The sequence below is a fragment of the Streptomyces sp. NPDC058373 genome (assembly GCF_042723275.1).
GTDB lineage: Bacteria > Actinomycetota > Actinomycetes > Streptomycetales > Streptomycetaceae > Streptomyces.
The window spans coordinates 111002-128596 of sequence record NZ_JBHXJE010000014.1 but is presented as its reverse complement, the minus strand read 5'-3'; the positions used below and the strand labels follow the sequence as shown (position 1 = coordinate 128596).

At 73.4% G+C, this 17595-nt stretch carries 10 protein-coding genes, 2 pseudogenes and 1 riboswitch; of the genes and pseudogenes, 9 read left to right on the top strand and 3 right to left on the bottom strand.

The features are described from left to right. The first annotated feature begins 222 nt into the window (after positions 1-222). Positions 223-1056: a S1 family serine peptidase gene (locus tag ACFWMZ_RS11860; RefSeq protein ID WP_383176192.1), complete on the top strand. Its 834-nt coding sequence runs from the start codon at positions 223-225 to the stop codon at positions 1054-1056. A gap of 266 nt (positions 1057-1322) precedes the next feature. Here ACFWMZ_RS11860 and ACFWMZ_RS11855 read toward each other — a convergent pair whose 3' ends face one another. Beyond that, complete coding sequence (locus tag ACFWMZ_RS11855; RefSeq protein WP_003951302.1) at positions 1323-1550, bottom strand: hypothetical protein; 228 nt, start codon at positions 1548-1550, stop codon at positions 1323-1325. 432 nt (positions 1551-1982) lie between these two features. Between ACFWMZ_RS11855 and ACFWMZ_RS11850 the strand changes: the two genes are divergently transcribed. The 4 genes and pseudogenes from ACFWMZ_RS11850 to ACFWMZ_RS11835 all read left to right on the top strand — a co-directional run bounded on the left by ACFWMZ_RS11850 (position 1983) and on the right by ACFWMZ_RS11835 (position 8455). Further along, positions 1983-4106, top strand: a complete 2124-nt coding sequence (locus ACFWMZ_RS11850; RefSeq protein WP_383176195.1) for a type IIA DNA topoisomerase subunit B — start codon at positions 1983-1985, stop codon at positions 4104-4106. A gap of 147 nt (positions 4107-4253) precedes the next feature. Continuing rightward, positions 4254-6190: pseudogene (locus ACFWMZ_RS11845) on the top strand (HelD family protein); the annotation flags it as partial. 196 nt (positions 6191-6386) lie between these two features. Further along, a complete protein-coding gene (locus tag ACFWMZ_RS11840) occupies positions 6387-6866 on the top strand; it encodes a DUF485 domain-containing protein (protein WP_383201087.1) in 480 nt (159 codons plus the stop codon). Next, the gene (locus ACFWMZ_RS11835) at positions 6863-8455 is read left to right on the top strand and encodes a cation acetate symporter (protein WP_383176201.1); all 1593 of its coding nucleotides are present in this window, start codon (positions 6863-6865) and stop codon (positions 8453-8455) included. Before ACFWMZ_RS11840 ends, ACFWMZ_RS11835 begins: the two co-directional genes overlap by 4 nt. Before the next feature lie 44 nt (positions 8456-8499). Here ACFWMZ_RS11835 and ACFWMZ_RS11830 read toward each other — a convergent pair whose 3' ends face one another. After that, positions 8500-9408, bottom strand: coding sequence for a sucrase ferredoxin (locus ACFWMZ_RS11830; RefSeq protein WP_383201075.1), 909 nt, complete (start codon positions 9406-9408; stop codon positions 8500-8502). Between the two features lie 84 nt (positions 9409-9492). Here ACFWMZ_RS11830 and ACFWMZ_RS11825 point away from each other — a divergent pair. Continuing rightward, a pseudogene (locus ACFWMZ_RS11825) lies at positions 9493-10184 on the top strand (alpha-amylase family glycosyl hydrolase); the annotation flags it as partial. A 369-nt stretch (positions 10185-10553) separates the two neighbouring features. Beyond that, positions 10554-11690, top strand: a complete 1137-nt coding sequence (locus ACFWMZ_RS11820; protein ID WP_383176207.1) for a CobW family GTP-binding protein — start codon at positions 10554-10556, stop codon at positions 11688-11690. 110 nt (positions 11691-11800) lie between these two features. On the opposite strand, the gene ACFWMZ_RS11815 is transcribed toward ACFWMZ_RS11820, so the two are convergent. After that, positions 11801-14248: a DNA topoisomerase (ATP-hydrolyzing) subunit A gene (locus tag ACFWMZ_RS11815; protein ID WP_383176210.1), complete on the bottom strand. Its 2448-nt coding sequence runs from the start codon at positions 14246-14248 to the stop codon at positions 11801-11803. 197 nt (positions 14249-14445) lie between these two features. On the opposite strand from ACFWMZ_RS11815, the gene ACFWMZ_RS11810 reads away from it, so the two are divergent. Together ACFWMZ_RS11810 and ACFWMZ_RS11805 are read left to right on the top strand one after the other, a co-directional pair. Continuing rightward, positions 14446-15801, top strand: coding sequence for a M16 family metallopeptidase (locus ACFWMZ_RS11810; RefSeq protein ID WP_383176213.1), 1356 nt, complete (start codon positions 14446-14448; stop codon positions 15799-15801). A gap of 16 nt (positions 15802-15817) precedes the next feature. Next, entirely contained in the window at positions 15818-17185 is a 1368-nt protein-coding gene (locus tag ACFWMZ_RS11805; RefSeq protein ID WP_383176384.1) for a M16 family metallopeptidase, read from the top strand. Positions 17186-17430: 245 nt separating this feature from the next. Further along, positions 17431-17583, top strand: a riboswitch (cyclic di-AMP (ydaO/yuaA leader). The last annotated feature ends 12 nt before the right edge of the window (positions 17584-17595 follow it).

The window sequence follows — 17595 nt, the reverse complement described above, 5'->3', positions numbered from 1 at the left end:
CCCACGTGGGTGGCTCCGAAGGGCCCCTTTCATCGTCCCGCGGTCGTCGTGTGCGCGCCCGGTCGGTCCGTCCCGGGCCCGGCTCGCACGGGCGGCGGCCCGGCGCACCTCCGTGCGGTTTCCGGCACTCCGTCCGGGGTCACCCGTGGCGCCGACCGTGCGCGCGGACCCGCCGTGGATCACTCTGGGTGCGTAACCGAACGCCTTGAGTGAGGAGAAGAGATGCGGCGTCGATGGATTCGCAGCGGACGGGCCGGGCTGGTCGCGGCCGCGGCCGCGCTGGCCGCCCCGCTCTGCGGCCCCGCCCCGGCGGCGGCCGACAGTGTCGTCGTGGGCGGCAGCCCGGCCAGCGTCGACGACCACCCCTGGGTGGTCGCCCTCGGCAGCCGCGACCGGTTCGGCAGTGAGCGCTCCGGCCAGTTCTGCGGCGGGGTCGTCGTCGCCGAGCGGACGGTACTGACCGCCGCGCACTGCGTGGACGAGGAGGTGCTCGGGGTCGCCCTGTCGCGCGTCCCCGACCTGCGGGTGATCTCCGGCCGCGACGACCTGCGCAGCACCGCGAAGGGCCGGGAGGTCGCGGTCGGCGAGGTCCGGGTCAGCCCGGAGTACGACTCGGCCACCCACGCCGGAGACATCGCGGCGCTGACCCTCGCCGAACCGCTGCCCGCCTCGGCCGTGCTGCCTGTCGTCCGGCCGGGCGATGCCGAGGAGCGGCCGGGCAGCAAGGCCACCGTGTTCGGCTGGGGGGACACGACCGGCAACGGAACGTATTCCTCCAGGCTCAGGTCCGTCGGAGTGACCGTGCTGGAGGATGCCACGTGCCGCAGCGCCTATCCGGGCAGCGCCGTCGGTCGCTACCTCTCGGACACCATGCTGTGCGCGGGCGACCCGCGCGGCGGCCGGGATGCCTGCCAGGGGGACAGCGGCGGCCCGCTGGTCGCCGGGGGCAAGCTGATCGGCCTGGTCTCCTGGGGGAGCGGCTGCGGGCGGGCCAGCAGTCCGGGGGTCTACACCCGGGTCTCCGAGGTCGCGCCGTCCGTGGGCCGGTCCGCCTGACGGGTGGGGTGCCCGCCGGCCCGCCGGTGCCTGGCCGGCGGGCCGGGAATCCCTGACGGCCCCCTCAGGGGGCCGTGGGGATGCCGTGAGCGCCCGCAAGGGTCATCTTCGGCCAAACCTTGACGGGTGCCCGACCTCGGGCGGCACACGGAGGCCCAGGGCTTCCGGGCAAGTGAAACGGGCCTCCTTCCCGCCGCTGGGGCGGGGAGGAGGCCCGTACTCCGGTTGAAGGACCGGTGCCGGCTCGTCGGGATGGGTGCGAAGCGTCAGCGCTCGTCCTCGGCCGTGGCCGGGGTCGCCGTCAGCCGCTCGGACTCATCCTGTATCTCAGCGGCGATCTTCTTGAGTTCCGGCTCGAACTTGCGGCCGTGGTGGGCGCAGAAGAGCAGTTCACCACCGCTCATCAGCACGACGCGCAGGTAGGCCTGGGCGCCGCAGCGGTCACAGCGGTCAGCGGCCGTCAGGGGGGTCGCGGGGGTCAGAACAGTAGTCACGTCGCCTCTTCTCTAGCTCGACGAGCTGTCGTACCAGGGTCAACATCCAACCAGGCCGAAAACGTTCCCGCTCGCGGCATTTCCTCGAAAAGTTCTTCCGGGGAGGCCGGGTGCTGCCGGTTTGGCGGCGAATGTGCCGTGTGGGTGGTTGACGCTCTCACGTCATCGGGTCCGGTCCTCGCCGGCTGGCTTGCCGGGGTGTTGAAGAGGACGTGCCCGGAGCCTAAATGGTTCATGCCCGGAAGGGAACGTGACATCTGTTTCACCCCACCGAGGGATCGAACGCGTGTGCGGCTCTGGACTAGGGTGGGTTTGAGCCGAGGGTGGCGTTACATCGGCTCTACCTGGCCTCGGTACCCTCTGAGCGGCGACCGTTGCCCAGGTCCCCGATCCCGTGGACCACCATCAGAATTCAGCGAGGAGCGAACCCGCGTGACCGCCGAGACGTCCGTGCCGTCCACCGCTTTGCTGGCAGGAGCAGACCAGGACGGTTCCAATTACACCGCTCGGCACCTGCTCGTCCTGGAAGGGCTCGAAGCGGTCCGCAAGCGACCGGGTATGTACATCGGGTCCACCGACAGCCGCGGCCTCATGCACTGCCTCTGGGAGATCATCGACAACTCCGTCGACGAGGCCCTGGGCGGTCACTGCGACCACATCGAGGTCATCCTCCACGACGACGGCTCGGTCGAGGTCCGCGACAACGGCCGCGGCATCCCCGTCGACGTCGAGCCCAAGACCGGCCTCTCCGGTGTCGAGGTGGTGCTGACCAAGCTGCACGCGGGCGGCAAGTTCGGCGGCGGCTCGTACGCGGCCTCCGGCGGCCTGCACGGCGTCGGCGCCTCCGTGGTGAACGCCCTCTCGGCCCGCCTGGACATCGAGGTGGACCGCGGCGGCAGCACCCACGCCATCAGCTTCCGGCGCGGCGTCCCCGGCGCCTTCGCCAAGACCGGCCCCGACGCGCCCTTCGAGGCGGGCAGTGGCCTGCGCAAGACCAAGAAGATCGCGAAGGCCCGTACGGGTACCCGGGTGCGGTACTGGGCCGACCGGCAGATCTTCCTCAAGGACGCCAAGCTGGACCTCGCCACCCTCCACCAGCGGGCCCGCCAGACGGCTTTCCTGGTGCCGGGGCTGACCCTCGTGGTCCGTGACGAGTTCGGGCTCGGCGACGGCGGCTCCAAGGGCGAGGAATCCTTCCGCTTCGACGGCGGCATCAGCGAGTTCTGCGAGTACCTCGCCGACGACCGCGCCCTGTGCGACGTGCTGCGCCTCACCGGCAAGGGCACCTTCAAGGAGACCGTCCCGGTCCTGGACGACTTCGGCCAGATGACGCCGACCGAGGTCACCCGCGAGCTGGGCGTCGACATCGCGCTGCGCTGGGGCACCGGGTACGACACGAAGATCCGCTCGTTCGTCAACATCATCGCCACCCCCAAGGGCGGCACCCACGTCACAGGCTTCGAGCGCTCCCTCACCCGCACCATGAACGAGGCGCTGCGCTCGGCCAAGGTGCTGCGCGTCGCCGAGGACGACATCGTCAAGGACGACGCCCTGGAGGGCCTCACCGCCGTCGTCACGGTACGGCTGGCCGAGCCGCAGTTCGAGGGCCAGACCAAGGAGGTGCTCGGCACCTCGGCGGCCAACCGGATCGTCTCCCAGGTGGTCGCCAAGGAGCTGAAGGCGTTCCTGACCTCGAACAAGCGGGACGCGAAGGCACAGGCCAGGGCGGTCATGGAGAAGGCGGTCGCCGCAGCCAGGACGCGTATCGCCGCCCGGCAGCACAAGGACGCCCAGCGCCGGAAGACCGCCCTGGAGTCCTCCTCGCTGCCGGCCAAGCTCGCCGACTGCCGCAGCGACGACGTGGAGCGCAGCGAGCTCTTCATCGTCGAGGGGGACTCCGCGCTCGGCACCGCCAAGCTCGCCCGGAACAGTGAGTTCCAGGCCCTGCTGCCCATCCGAGGCAAGATCCTCAACGTCCAGAAGTCCTCCGTCACGGACATGCTGAAGAACGCCGAGTGCGGCGCCATCATCCAGGTGATAGGAGCGGGCTCGGGCCGCACCTTCGACCTCGACGCGGCCCGCTACGGCAAGATCATCCTGCTCGTGGACGCCGATGTGGACGGCGCCCACATCCGCTGTCTGCTGCTGACCCTCTTCCAGCGGTACATGCGGCCCATGGTCGAGGCGGGCCGGGTCTTCGCCGCCGTACCGCCGCTGCACCGCATCGAGCTGGTCCAGCCCAAAAAGGGCCAGGACAAGTACGTGTACACATACTCGGACCGCGAGCTGCGCGACACCCTCATGGAGTTCCAGCGGAAGAACATCCGCTTCAAGGACTCGATCCAGCGCTACAAGGGTCTCGGCGAGATGGACGCCGACCAGCTCGCGGAGACCACCATGGACCCGCGCCACCGCACCCTGCGCCGGATCAACATCGCGGACCTGGACTCCTCCGAGCACGTCTTCGACCTCCTGATGGGGAACGAGGTCGCGCCGCGCAAGGAGTTCATCACCAGCTCCGCGGCGACCCTGGACCGGTCGCGCATCGACGCCTGAGGCCCCTGCGGGTCCCCGCGGAAGGACGCCGTGCCGCTTTCGGGTGGCGGGGCGTCCTTTTCGCGTTCCGAGGGGGCGTGAGCGGGGCCGGTAACGGGTCAGGGGCGTGCGCCGGGGCACGTCCAGTGCCGCAAGGCCCTCGACGCGATGGTGCACGGTGCCGACCGCCGGGTGCGGACCGGCGAGGACGTCTCCGCCTCCGGTGCCGATGCCGAGGTCCTCGGCCACGGTCTGCGCAGCAGGGCCAGGGAACTGCGGGAGATGCCGCCTGGCCCGCTGTTCTTCGGACGTATCGACTTCGTCTCCGACCCCTCCGCCCAGGACGGGGCGGGCAGCCGCGCGGGGCAGACGTACCACGTCGGCCGGACGCGGACCAGCGGCGAGCCGACCGCGTCCCCGCTGGTGGTCGACTGGCGCGCGCCGGTCTGCCGCGCCTTCTACCAGGCGGGGCCCGGCGACCCGCTCGGCGTCGCGGTGCGGCGGCGGTTCGGCTGGGCGCCCGGCAGCCTCGGTGACTCCGCCCACCTGACCGCGCTGGAGGACGAGCGGCTGGACGCCGGTGCGCCCGGCGCCGGCCGCATCGTCGCGGAGGAGATCGAGGCCCCCGGACCGGCGCTATGCGCGACATCGCCGCCACCATCCAGCCCGGCCAGGACGCCCTGATCCGCGCCGAGCACGGCGTCTCCCTCTGCGTCCAGGGCGCCCCCGGCACCGGCAAGACCGCCGTCGGTCTGCACCGCGCCGCCTTCCTGCTGTACGGGGACGGGCGGCGACGCGGCTCCCTGCTGGTCCTCGGCCCAACCGGGGCTTCCTCGACCACATCGCGGAGGTGCTGCCCTCCCTCGGCGAGAGCGGTGTGCGGCAGGCCACGGTCGAGGACGAGATCGCCCGGCACCCCGTCACGGCGCAGGACGGCGCCCGCGCGGCCGCCGCCAAGCACGACCCCCGCACGGCCCAGGTGGTACGCCGGGCCCTGCGAGCGCGGGGGCGCCCCTCGTGGTACCGGACGGGGCCCGCCGCCTGCCCGTCGGCGCGGAGCGGATCGCTCGGATCGCGGAGAACGTCAGGGCGGAGAGGCCGCCGTACGGCGTGGGGCGCGAACGGGTGGGTGAGCGGGTCGCGACGCTGGTACGGGCCGAGGCCGAACGAGGCTCCGGGCCGCGCTCGGACGGCTGGACCCGGCGGATCGCCCGCGGCCGTCCGCTCTCCGTGGCGGTCGGCCAGGTGCGGCCGCGGACCACCCCCGAAGAGGTGCTGGCGGAGCTGCTGAGCGACCCCGTGAGCCTCGCCGAGGCGGCCCGCGGTGTGCTGTCGGACGACGAGCAGGCGGCGCTGCTCAGGCCGGGGGCGTCCCGGTCCACCCGTTCGGCCCGCTGGTCCGCCGCCGACCTGGTCCCGCTCGACGAGATCGCCGGGCTCATCGAGCGCCCGGCCGGATACCGGCACATCGTCGTGGACCAGGCGCAGGACCTCTCACCCATGCAGTGCCGGGCCGTCGCGCGCCGAACCGCCCACGGCTCCCTCACCGTCCTCGGTGACCTGGCGCAGGCACCACTTCGTGGGCGGCGGCCGACTGGCCCGGCCTCCTGGCGCACCTGGGCCGCGAGGACGCCGTGGTCACCCGCCTGACCGAAGGGTTCCGGCTGCCCGCGGCCGTCGCGCGGCTGGCCAACGGGCTGCTGCCGGAACTCGGCGTCGGCCTGCCGCCGGTCCGCTCCCCGCGCGGCGGGGGAGAGGTGCGGATCGAGCCGGTCACCGACCTGGCAGCCGCGGTGGTCGCGGCGGTGGCCGCCGCCCTGGAACTCCCCGGCTCCGTCGGGGTGATCGCCGCCGACGCGACGGCCGACCGCCTCCACCAGGCCCTCACCGCCGCCGGGCGCACCGTCGCCCGCCCCGGCGGCTCCGGCGCCCGCGTCACGGTGCTCGCCGCCTCCGCCGCGAAGGGCCTGGAGTACGACCACGTGGTGGCCGTCGAACCGGCGGAGATCGTCCGGGCCGAGCCGCGCGGCCTCCACCGGCTGTACGTGGTCCTTACCCGGGCCGTCTCCCGCCTGCACGTCCTGCACGCGGAACCGCTGCCGTCGGCGCTGACGGCTCCGGCCGCAGCCCCACCGTCCGGCACCGGAGCCGGCCCGGTTGGCCGACCCCCGCACCCCCGCACCCCGGCGCGCCCTTGTCCATCACCTGATCGAATGAACCCCCGCCCAGCCGGAGAATCGATCTTCCCGCCCGCCCCATCCTTGGCACGCGGTCACCTCGGCCGCGGACAAGGAGAGCGCGGTGGACAAGCACGACGGGCGCGGCGCCGGGACGGCCCGGCTCGACGACCCCTGGTACGACGCGTCGGCGAACGGCTGGGGTGCGCCCGCCGGGGCGCGACCCGCACCGGGCCCGGCGCACGTACCGGTGCGGGACCCGGCCGAGGACGGGCCGACGGCCGCCGAGATCTACCGGGAGGTACGCGACAGCGACGCCTTCCAGGAGGTGCGCGGCCGCTACCGCCGCTTCGTCGGCCCGGCCTGCGCGCTCTTCCTCACCTGGTACCTCGCCTACGTGGTCGCCGCCACCGCCGCCCCCGGTCTGATGGGCCGCCCGGTCCTCGGGCCGGTGAACGTCGCGCTGCTCGCCGGGCTCGGCCAGTTCGCCAGCACCTTCCTGCTCACCTGGGCGTACGTCCGCCACGCCAGGCTGCGGCGGGACCGGCTCGCGCTCGATCTGCGCTGGGAGACCCAGCAGCTGACCCGGGGGGCGCGGGGATGAGCGGCGACCACCAGTCCCTCGCCCTGGCGCTGTTCAGCCTCTTCGTGGCGCTCACCCTCGCCATCACCACCTGGGCGGGTCGGCGCCGACGCGGCACCACCGAGGAGTTCTACGCGGGCGGCCGGCTCTTCTCCCCGATGGAGAACGGATTCGCCATCGCCGGGGACTACATGTCGGCCGCCTCCTTCCTCGGCGTCTCCGGCCTCATCGCGCTCTACGGCTACGACGGGATGCTCTACTCGGTCGGCTTCCTCGTCGCCTGGCTCGTGGTGCTCTTCCTCGTCGCCGAACTGGTCCGCAACTGCGGCCGGTTCACCCTCGCCGACGTGATCGCCGCCCGAATGCGGGAGCGGCCGGTGCGGATCGCGGCGGGCACCTCGTCCATCACCGTCTCGGTGCTCTACCTGGTCGCCCAGATGGTCGGCGCGGGCTCCCTGGTCTCCCTGCTGCTCGGCGGGGAGAGCCGCGCCGCCCAGACCTGGACCGTCGTCGGCGTCGGCGCTCTCATGGTGGTCTACGTGTCACTGGGCGGCATGCGCGCCACCACCTGGATCCAGATCGTCAAGTCGGTGCTGCTGATGGGCGGCACGATCACCCTCACCGTGCTGGTGCTGCTCCGCTTCTCCGGCGACTTCGGGCAGCTCCTCACCACCGCCGCAGCCCGCAGCGGCCACGGCCTGGACTTCCTCGCCCCCGGCCTCAGGTACGGCGGCGACTGGACGGCCCGGCTCGACTTCATCAGCCTCGGCCTCGCCCTGGTCCTCGGCACCGCCGGGCTGCCGCACATCCTCTCCCGCTTCTACACCGTGCCGACCGCCCGCGCCGCGCGCCGCTCCACGGTCTGGGCGATCGGGCTGATCGGCGGCTTCTACCTGATGACGATCGTGCTGGGCTTCGGCGCCGCGGCCCTCCTCGGCTCCGACACAGTCCGGGCCTCCAACGCCGCGGGGAACACCGCCGTACCGCTGCTCGCCCTCGACCTCGGCGGCGGCGCGGGCTCCACCGGCGGGACCGTGCTCTTCGCGGTGGTGGCCGCCGTCGCCTTCGCCACCATCCTCGCCGTCGTCGCCGGGATCACCCTCGCCTCCTCCGCCTCGGTCGCCCACGACCTCTACGCCTCCCTGCGCCGCGAGGGCGCCCGCCGCTTCGGCGAGGTCGCGGTGGCGCGGGTCGCGGCGGCCGGGATCGGGGTGCTGGCGATCGGGCTGAGCCTGCTCGCGCGCGACCTGAACGTCGCCTTCCTGGTCGGCCTCGCCTTCGCGGTGGCCGCCTCCGCCAACCTGCCGGTGCTGCTCTACACGCTCTTCTGGCGCTCCTTCACCACCCGCGGCGCCGTCTGGTCGGTCTACGGCGGCCTGATCCCGGCGGTGCTGCTGGTGCTGCTCTCCCCGGTGGTCTCGGGCAGCCCCGCCTCGCTCCTGCCCGGCCTCGACTTCCAGCTCTTCCCGCTGGAGAACCCCGGCCTGGTCTCCATCCCGCTCGGCTTCGCCTTCGGCTGGCTCGGCACGGTCACCTCGCCCGAGGAACCGGACGACGACCGGCACGCCGAGACCGAGGTCCGCTCGCTGACGGGCGCGGGCGCGGTCTGACCCGGTCTCCGGACCGGGTCCGGAGCCGGTCCCGGCGCGCACCGTCAGCCCTCGCGCACCGCCAGCACATCCATCCGCCGGGGTGCCGCCGGAGCCCCGTCGCACGACTCCGGGCGCGGCGGACGGGAGGCGCCCTCGGCCACGGTGACCCGCCATCGGCGGCCGTCGCGGTGGTCCAGGGTCACCTCCCAGCGGGGTGCCGCGCCCCGGACGGCGGTGACCGCGAGGTCGTCGGGTCCGGCGCCGGGCAGCCGCTTCCGCAGGGCCAGTTCGGCGGCCTGACCCGGCCGCTCCCAGCAGGAGCGGCCCCGGCAGCCGTCCACCACGACCTCGCCCGCGGCGGTGGCCCGCAGGATCTCCTTGACCTCGGGGGCGGAGGCGCGGCCGTAGGCGTAGCCGTGCGGCAGGACCAGCAGGGTGGGGGAGAAGCGGTGGCCGCCGAGGTGGGTGATCTCCCAGACGGCCTCGGGCGCGGCCTGGGCCAGTTCCTCGGCGAGCGGACGGCCCAGCACGGCGCAGCACTTGTCCCGCTTGCCGTTGGTGCACACCAGGGCCAGCGGCGGCCCGTCGTACGGCGCCCCGCCGAGCGCCTCGAAGCTGGCCGGGTCCCCGGCGCCGAGCGCGGGGAGGTCGAGGGCGCGCAGAGCCTCCGGGTCGGCCAGGCGCGCGGTGTGCGTCCAGGCGCGGCCGGGGAGTGTGTGGGCGGCGTAGACCCGGGGGCCGCCGGGGTCGGCGGGCTGTCCGCCGGGGCGGCGGATCAGGGCGAGGCGGACGCCGGTGGACTCGGCGGCGGCCTCCAGGGCGGCGCCGAGCGCGGGGTCGAGGCGGCTGGCGGTGAGGGCGCGGGCGCCCCACGGGCCGGGCTGCTCCACCAGGAGCCAGGTGCGGGCGGTGGCGGCTGTTCCGGCGAGCGGTTCGCGCAGGTCGAGCGCGGCTCGTGCACACGTACTCACAACGGCGACCCTAACCCGGGCGGGGTCCGGGAACCGGGGAGCCGCGTCTCGTCGGACGCGGTCGGCCGCAACAAAGGACCCCCCGTGCCGGACTCGGACTGGTGGCGCTCGGCCGTCATCTACCAGGTGTACGTACGCAGTTTCGCCGACGCCGACGGTGACGGCACCGGAGACCTCGCCGGTGTCCGCGCCAGACTGCCCTACCTCGCGCAACTCGGCGTCGACGCGCTCTGGTGCAACCCCTGGTACGCCTCGCCGAAGGCCCCGGCGGCCCCTCCCGCGACCTCTTCCGCTTCCGCCCCGGACGCGGCGAGCACGGCGAACGCGCCCCCAACGGCTGGCAGTCGGAGTTCGGCGGGCCCGCCTGGACGCGGCTGCCCGACGGCGAGTGGTACCTGCACCTCTTCGCCCCCGAACAGCCCGACCTCAACTGGGCCCACCCGGACGTCCGCACCGAGCACGAGGAGATCCTGCGCTTCTGGTTCGAACGGGGCGTCGCCGGGGTCCGCATCGACTCCGCCGCGCTCCCCGCCAAGGACCCGGCCCTGCCCGGCTTCACCCCCGGCGAGGACCCGCACCCCTACCTCGACCGGGACGAGCTGCACGACATCTACCGCTCCTGGCGGGCCGTCGCCGACCAGTACGGCGCCGTCTTCGTCGGCGAGGTGTGGCTCCCCGACAGCGAGCGGTTCGCACGCTACCTGCGCCCCGACGAACTCCACACCGCCTTCGACTTCGCCTTCCTCAGCTGCCCCTGGGAGCCGGACCGCCCTCGCCCTGCGCCGCGCCCCCCCCGGGCCTCGGCGACGGCCCCCTGGAGTGGCTCGACAGCCCCGAGGAGGTACTGGCCTTCCACCGCCCCGGCGCGGTGCTGTGCCTGGTCGACCTCGGTAAGGACCCGCGCCCGTGCCCGACGGCGCCGAACTGCTGCTGGCCAGCGGTCCGCTCGGCGCCGACGGATCGCTGCCCGCCGACACCGCTGTCTGGCTGCGCGAGCGGGCGGCCTCCTGACCGGCCGGGCCCGGTGGCCTGTGGGGGCGCCGGGCCCGGTCCGTGCCCGCCGTATCCTGGGACGCCCGCCCGGCCAGGGCGGGCGCCGGGGCCCGTGCCGGTCCCGGCACCGGCACGGTGGAAAGGACCTCTCGGTGGGCAGGCAGCAGATCCCGGTCGTCGTCCTCGCCGGATTCCTCGGCTCGGGCAAGACCACGCTCCTCAACCACCTGCTCCGGAGCAGCCGGGGCACCCGCATCGGCGCCCTCGTCAACGACTTCGGCGCCATCGAGATCGACGCCATGACCGTCGCCGGGCAGGTCGGCTCCACCGTCTCCCTGGGCAACGGCTGCCTGTGCTGCGCCGTCGACGTCGCCGAACTCGACACCTACCTGGAGCGGCTGACCCGCCCCGAGGCCGGGCTCGACGTCATCGTCGTCGAGGCGAGCGGCCTGGCCGAACCGGTCGAGCTGGTCCGCATGATCCTCGCCAGCGAGAACCCGCACACCCTCTACGGCGGCCTGGTCGAGGTGGTCGACGCCGCCGAGTACGAGGCGACCCGCGAGCGGCACCCCGAGGTCGACCGGCACCTCGCCGCCGCCGACCTGGTCGTCCTCAACAAGACCGACCGGGTCGCCCCCGCCGAGCTCGACCGCCTGCTCGCCGCCGTACGCGAGCGCGCCGAGCACGGCGCCGTCACCACCGCCTCCTACGGCCGCATCGACCCGGAACTCCTCTTCGACCGGCGCCCGCAGGCCGAACGCTACGGTCAGCTCTCCTTCGACGACGCCCGCGAGGAGGACGAGGCCGAGGACGGGGCCTGCGCGGACCACGGCGACGACCACGACGGGCACCTGCACGCCGCCTACGACAGCGCTGCCTTCTCCTCCGCCACGCCGCTCCACCCGCGCCTGCTCATGGACTTCCTCGACGCCCGGCCCGAAGGGCTCTACCGCATCAAGGGGGTGGTGGACTTCGGCCCGCTCGACCCCGACCACGTCTACACCGTGCACGCCGTCGGCCGCTTCCTGCGGTTCGCCCCGCGCCCCTGGGAGCCCGGCGAGGAGCACCGCAGCCAGCTCGTGCTGATCGGCTCCGGCATCGACCCCGACGCCCTCACCACCGGGCTCGACGGCTGCCGCGACCTCACCGGGGAGGCCGACGAACGCCACCTGTGGAGCGTCCTGCGCTTCGTCCGCGAGGACGAGGACACCGCCGACCCCGACGACCCGGACGCCCTGCGCGGCGAGGCCGCCGCCCGGGAACCGGGGGAGGCCCTGCCTACGGCGTGACCGCCTGAACCCTCGTACGGCGTGACCGCCGCCTGAACGCACTCCGCCCCGGCGCGCAGCGAGCGCCGGGGCGGAGTTCCCGGGGGCGTACACCACCCCGGGACGGGGGGTCAGCCGACCGGGCCGGCCGCCGCCGCCACCGGCTTGGGCAGCGAGACGCCCGAGCCGTCGCGGCGCGGGTCCGGCTCGGGGAGCTCCGCCGGAGTCCCGTTGCGCTGTGCCGCGTGGGCCGGGGACGGGCCCGCCCAGGCGAAGCTCAGGCAGTCCTCGCCCTTCAGGAACCGCTGGCAGCGCACCCCGCCGGTGGCCCGGCCCTTGCGCGGGTACTGGTCGAAGGGCGTCACCTTCGCCGTGGTCTGCACCGAGTCGTCGAGCGTGCCGCGCGACCCGGCCACCGTGAACACCACCGCCTCCACGGACGGGTCGACCGCCGTGAACGACACCACCCGGGCGCCCTCACTCAGCTTCACCCCGGCCATACCGCCGGCCGGCCGCCCCTGCGGGCGGACCACCGACGCCGGGAAGCGCAGCAGATGCGCCTCGTCGGTGATGAAGACCAGGTCCTCCTCGCCGGTGCGCAGCTCCGTCGCGCCGACGATCCGGTCGCCGTCCCTGAGCGTGATGACCTCCAACTCCTCCTTGTGCGAGGGGTAGTCGGGCACCACGCGTTTCACCACGCCCTGCGCCGTGCCGAGCGCGAGCCCCGGCGAGGACTCGTCCAGGCCGGTCAGGCAGATCAGCCGCTCGTCCGCCTCCAGGGTGAGGAACTCCGCGACCGGCGCGCCGCCCGACAGGCTCGGCGAGGTGTCCGTCCCCGGCAGCTGCGGCAGGTCGATCACCTGGAGCCGCAGCAGCCGCCCGGCCGAGGTGACCGCGCCGACCTCGCCGCGGGCCGTCGCCGCCACCGCCGAGACGATCACGTCGTGCTTGACCCGCTTCGGCGCCTCGGCCAGCGGCTGGTCGTCGGCGGTCCGCGCCAGCAGCCCCGTCGAGGAGAGCAGCACCCGGCAGGGCGTGTCCTCCACCTGGAGCGGCACCGCGGCGGCCGCGCCGGACGACTCCAGCAGCACCGTACGCCGGTCCGTGCCGTACTTCTTCGCGACCGCGGCCAGCTCCGAGGAGACCAGCTTGCGCAGCTCCGCGTCGGAGTCGAGGATCCGCGTCAGCTCCTCGATCTCGGCGTTGAGCCGGTCCCGCTCGGACTCCAGCTCGATCCGGTCGAAGCGGGTGAGGCGGCGCAGCGGGGTGTCCAGGATGTACTGCGTCTGGATGTCGCTCAGTGAGAACCGCTCGATGAGCCGCTCGCGGGCCTCCGCGGAGTTCTCGCTGTCCCGGATGATCCGGATGACCTCGTCGATGTCGATGAGCGCCACCAGCAGGCCCTCGACCAGGTGGAGCCGGTCCCGCTTCTTGCCGCGCCGGAACTCGCTGCGGCGGCGGACCACGGTGAACCGGTGGTCCAGGTAGACCTCCAGCAGCTCCTTGAGGCCGAGGGTGAGCGGCTGGCCGTCGACCAGGGCGACGTTGTTGATGCCGAAGGACTCCTCCATCGGCGTCAGCTTGTAGAGCTGCTCCAGCACGGCCTCCGGCACGAAGCCGTTCTTGATCTCGATGACCAGCCGCAGGCCGTGCTCGCGGTCGGTGAGGTCCTTGACGTCGGCGATGCCCTGGAGCTTCTTCGCGCCGACCAGGTCCTTGATCTTGGAGATGACCTTCTCCGGGCCGACGCTGAACGGCAGCTCGGTGACGACCAGCCCCTTGCGGCGCGGCGTGACGTTCTCCACCGCGACCGTGGCGCGGATCTTGAACGTGCCGCGCCCGTTGGCGTACGCGTCGCGCACCCCGCCCAGCCCCACGATCCGCCCGCCGGTCGGCAGGTCGGGACCCGGGACGAACCGCATCAGGGTCTCCAGGTCGGCGCCCGGGTGCTTGATGAGGTGGCGGGCGGCGGCGACGACCTCGCCGAGGTTGTGCGGCGGCATGTTGGTGGCCATGCCGACCGCGATTCCCGACGCGCCGTTGACCAGGAGGTTGGGGAAGGCGGCGGGGAGCACCACCGGTTCCTGCTCCTGGCCGTCGTAGTTGGGCGCGAAGTCGACCGTGCTCTCCTCGATCGACTCCGTCATCAGGGAGGTGGCGTCGGCCATCCGGCACTCGGTGTACCGCATCGCGGCCGGGGGGTCGTCGTTCCCCAGCGAACCGAAGTTGCCGTGGCCGTCGACCAGCGGCAGCCGCATGGAGAACGGCTGCGCCATGCGCACCAGCGCGTCGTAGATCGAGGTGTCGCCGTGCGGGTGGAGCTTGCCCATCACGTCGCCGACCACCCGGGCGCACTTCACGTAGCCGCGCTCGCGGCGCAGCCCCATCTCGTTCATCTGGTAGACGATCCGCCGGTGCACCGGCTTCATGCCGTCCCGCGCGTCGGGGAGGGCACGCGAGTAGATCACCGAGTAGGCGTACTCCAGGAAGGAGCCCTGCATCTCGTCGACAACGTCGATGTCGAGGATGCGCTCCTCGAAGTCGTCCGGTGGCGGGGTCTTCGTGCTGCGGCGGGCCATCGCTGCTGCGGCTCCTTCACCAACAAGGTCTGGACATGACGCCGACCATTGTGGACCGCGCCACGGACAACGCCGACCGCGCCCCGTCCTTCGCGTGCCTTCCGGCGGGAACTTCGCCCCCTGTCGGCACGGTTGCATAGAGTGACAGGACTGAGAGGACTTCTCCAGAATTCGCGAGCGAAGGGACGTACCTGCCCATGGGTGACACGGCCACAGCGCGGGCCGCCTCCGGCGGCCTGACAGCGACCGAGCACCGCCTGGCCAACGGCCTGCGCGTGGTGCTCTCCGAGGACCACCTGACCCCGGTCGCCGCGGTCTGCCTCTGGTACGACGTCGGCTCGCGCCACGAGGTCAAGGGGCGCACCGGCCTCGCCCACCTCTTCGAGCACCTGATGTTCCAGGGCTCCGCCCAGGTGAAGGGCAACGGCCACTTCGAACTGGTCCAGGGCGCCGGCGGCTCGCTCAACGGCACCACCAGCTTCGAGCGGACCAACTACTTCGAGACCATGCCCGCCCACCAGCTGGAGCTCGCCCTCTGGCTGGAGGCCGACCGCATGGGCACCCTCCTGACGGCCCTGGACGACGAGTCGATGGAGAACCAGCGCGACGTCGTCAAGAACGAGCGCCGCCAGCGTTACGACAACGTGCCCTACGGCACCGCCTTCGAGAAGCTCACCGCCCTCGCCTACCCGGAGGGCCACCCGTACCATCACACGCCCATCGGCTCGATGGCCGACCTGGACGCGGCCACGCTGGAGGACGCCCGGCAGTTCTTCCGCACGTACTACGCGCCGAACAACGCCGTGCTCTCCGTCGTCGGCGACATCGACCCGGAGCAGACCCTCGCCTGGGTCGAGAAGTACTTCGGCTCGATCCCCGGCCACGACGGCAAGCAGCCCCCGCGGGACGGCTCGCTGCCCGACACCATCGGCGGTGAACTGCGCGAGGTCGTCCGCGAGGAGGTCCCCGCGCGCGCCCTGATGGCCGCCTACCGCCTCCCGGAGGACGGCACCCGCGCCGCCGACGCCGCCGACGTGGCGCTCACCGTCCTCGGCGGCGGCGAGTCCTCCCGGCTCTACAACCGCCTGGTCCGCCGCGACCGCTCGGCCGTCGCCGCCGGTTTCGGCCTGCTGCGGCTGGCCGGCGCGCCCTCGCTCGGCTGGCTGGACGTCAAGGCTTCGGGGGACGTCGAGATCCCCGTCATCGAGGCCGCCGTCGACGAGGAGCTGGCCCGCTTCGCCGCCGAGGGCCCGACGGACGAGGAGATGGAGCGCGCCCAGGCCCAGCTGGAGCGCGAGTGGCTGGACCGGCTCGGCACCGTGGCCGGGCGCGCCGACGAACTCTGCCGGTACGCCGTCCTCTTCGGCGACCCGCAGCTCGCCCTCAGCGCGGTCGGCCGAGTGCTGGAGATCACCGCCGACGAGGTCCGCCAGGCCGCCGCCGAGCGGCTCCGCCCGGACAACCGCGCGGTCCTCGTCTACGAGCCGCTCACCCCCGAGGAAGCCGACAACACCGACGCCGCGACCGGCGAGGAGGCCGCAGCCAGTGAGTGACGTCATCACCCCCGCCATGGATCTCCACCCGCAGCCGGCCGGGGGAGCGCCCCGCCCGTGGGCCTTCCCCGCCCCCGAGCGCACCACCCTGGACAACGGCCTGACGGTGCTGCGCTGCCACCGCCCCGGCCAGCAGGTCGTCGCCGTCGAGGTGCTCCTCGACAGCCCGCTGGACACCGAGCCCGCCGGGCTCGACGGCCTCGCCACCATCATGGCGCGCGCCTTCAGCGAGGGCACCGACCGGGACAGTGCCGAGGAGTTCGCCGCCGAGCTGGAGCGCTGCGGCGCCACCCTCGACGCCTACGCCGACCACCCCGGCGTCCGGCTCTCCCTGGAGGTCCCGGTCTCCCGGCTGGAGAAGGCGCTCGGGCTGCTCGCCGACGCGCTGCGGGCCCCCGCCTTCGAGACGGCCGAGGTCGAGCGGCTGGTCCGCAACCGCCTCGACGAGATCCCGCACGAGCAGGCCAACCCGGCCCGCCGCGCCGCCAAGGAGCTGTCCCGGCAGCTCTTCCCGGCCGACTCGCGCATCTCCCGGCCCCGCCAGGGCACCGAGGAGACCGTCGAGCGGATCGACGCGGCGGCCGTCCGCGCCTTCTACGAGCGGCACGTCCGCCCGGCCACCGCCACCGCCGTGGTCGTCGGCGACCTGGAGGGCACCGACCTCGACGCCCTCCTCGCCCAGAGCCTCGGCGCCTGGCAGGGCGACGCGGGCCGGCCCAACCCGGTCCCGCCGGTCACCGCCGACGACACCGGGCGCGTCGTCATCGTGGACCGCCCCGGCGCCGTCCAGACCCAGCTGCTCATCGGCCGTGTCGGACCCGACCGGCACGACCGGGTCTGGCCCGCCCAGGTGCTCGGCACGTACAGCCTCGGCGGCACCCTGACCTCCCGTCTGGACCGCGTTCTGCGCGAGGAGAAGGGCTACACGTACGGCGTGCGGGCCTTCGCCCAGGTGCTGCGCTCCACCCCGGAGGGGACCGGCGCGGCGATGCTCGCCATCAGCGGCTCCGTCGACACCGAGTCCACCGGACCGGCCCTGGATGACCTCTGGAAGGTGCTGCGCACCCTCGCCGCCGAGGGGCTGACCGACGCCGAGCTGGACACGGCCGTCCAGAACCTCGTCGGGGTGGCGCCGCTCAAGTACGAGACGGCCGCCGCCGTCGCCTCCACCCTCGCCGACCAGGTCGAGCAGCACCTGCCGGACGACTTCCAGGCGCGGCTGTACCGCATGATGGCCGACACCGGCACCACCGAGGCGACCGCCGCCGTGGTCAGCGCCTTCCCGGCCGACCGGCTGGTGACGGTGCTGGTCGGCGACGCCTCGCGGATCGCCGAGCCCGTGCGCGCGCTCGGCATCGGCGAGGTCAGCGTGGTCACCGGCTGACGAACGATCAGCTCCTCTCGGCTGACATCCGCTCAGCCGCGGACGCGGAACCCCGGAAGCCCTCGCGGCGGCCGGGGTTCCGTCATGTCCACGCCTCGCCGCTGATGTCCGGTTCGCGGGGGTGACACCCTGTCTGCCCTGTGGTGTGCGCTACAAAAGCGGCGTTCGGTTTGTAGCGCGACAGAAGTGCCGATTAACGTCTCTGCGGCTGTCCGGCCGACGCATCCGCCACACCCGTGGCGAACGGGCAGTCATCGCCGAATCCCCGCAGGGCGCGAGCCCGGGGAACCGGGGACCCACGTCCCAGGGGTGAATCGGGTGCCTCTCGCGAGGGGCCCGTAGGAGACCTTCCTGCTCCGAACCCGTCAGCTAACCCGGTAGGCGAGAAGGAAGGAAAGGACCAGCCGCTC

Coding starts and splice junctions, on each gene's coding strand:
- ACFWMZ_RS11810 (WP_383176213.1), top strand. CDS start 14,446: ATGGGTGACACGGCCACAGCGCGGGCCGCCTCCGGCGGCCTGACAGCG.
- ACFWMZ_RS11815 (WP_383176210.1), bottom strand. CDS start 14,248: ATGGCCCGCCGCAGCACGAAGACCCCGCCACCGGACGACTTCGAGGAG.
- ACFWMZ_RS11805 (WP_383176384.1), top strand. CDS start 15,818: ATGGATCTCCACCCGCAGCCGGCCGGGGGAGCGCCCCGCCCGTGGGCC.
- ACFWMZ_RS11860 (WP_383176192.1), top strand. CDS start 223: ATGCGGCGTCGATGGATTCGCAGCGGACGGGCCGGGCTGGTCGCGGCC.
- ACFWMZ_RS11835 (WP_383176201.1), top strand. CDS start 6,863: ATGAGCGGCGACCACCAGTCCCTCGCCCTGGCGCTGTTCAGCCTCTTC.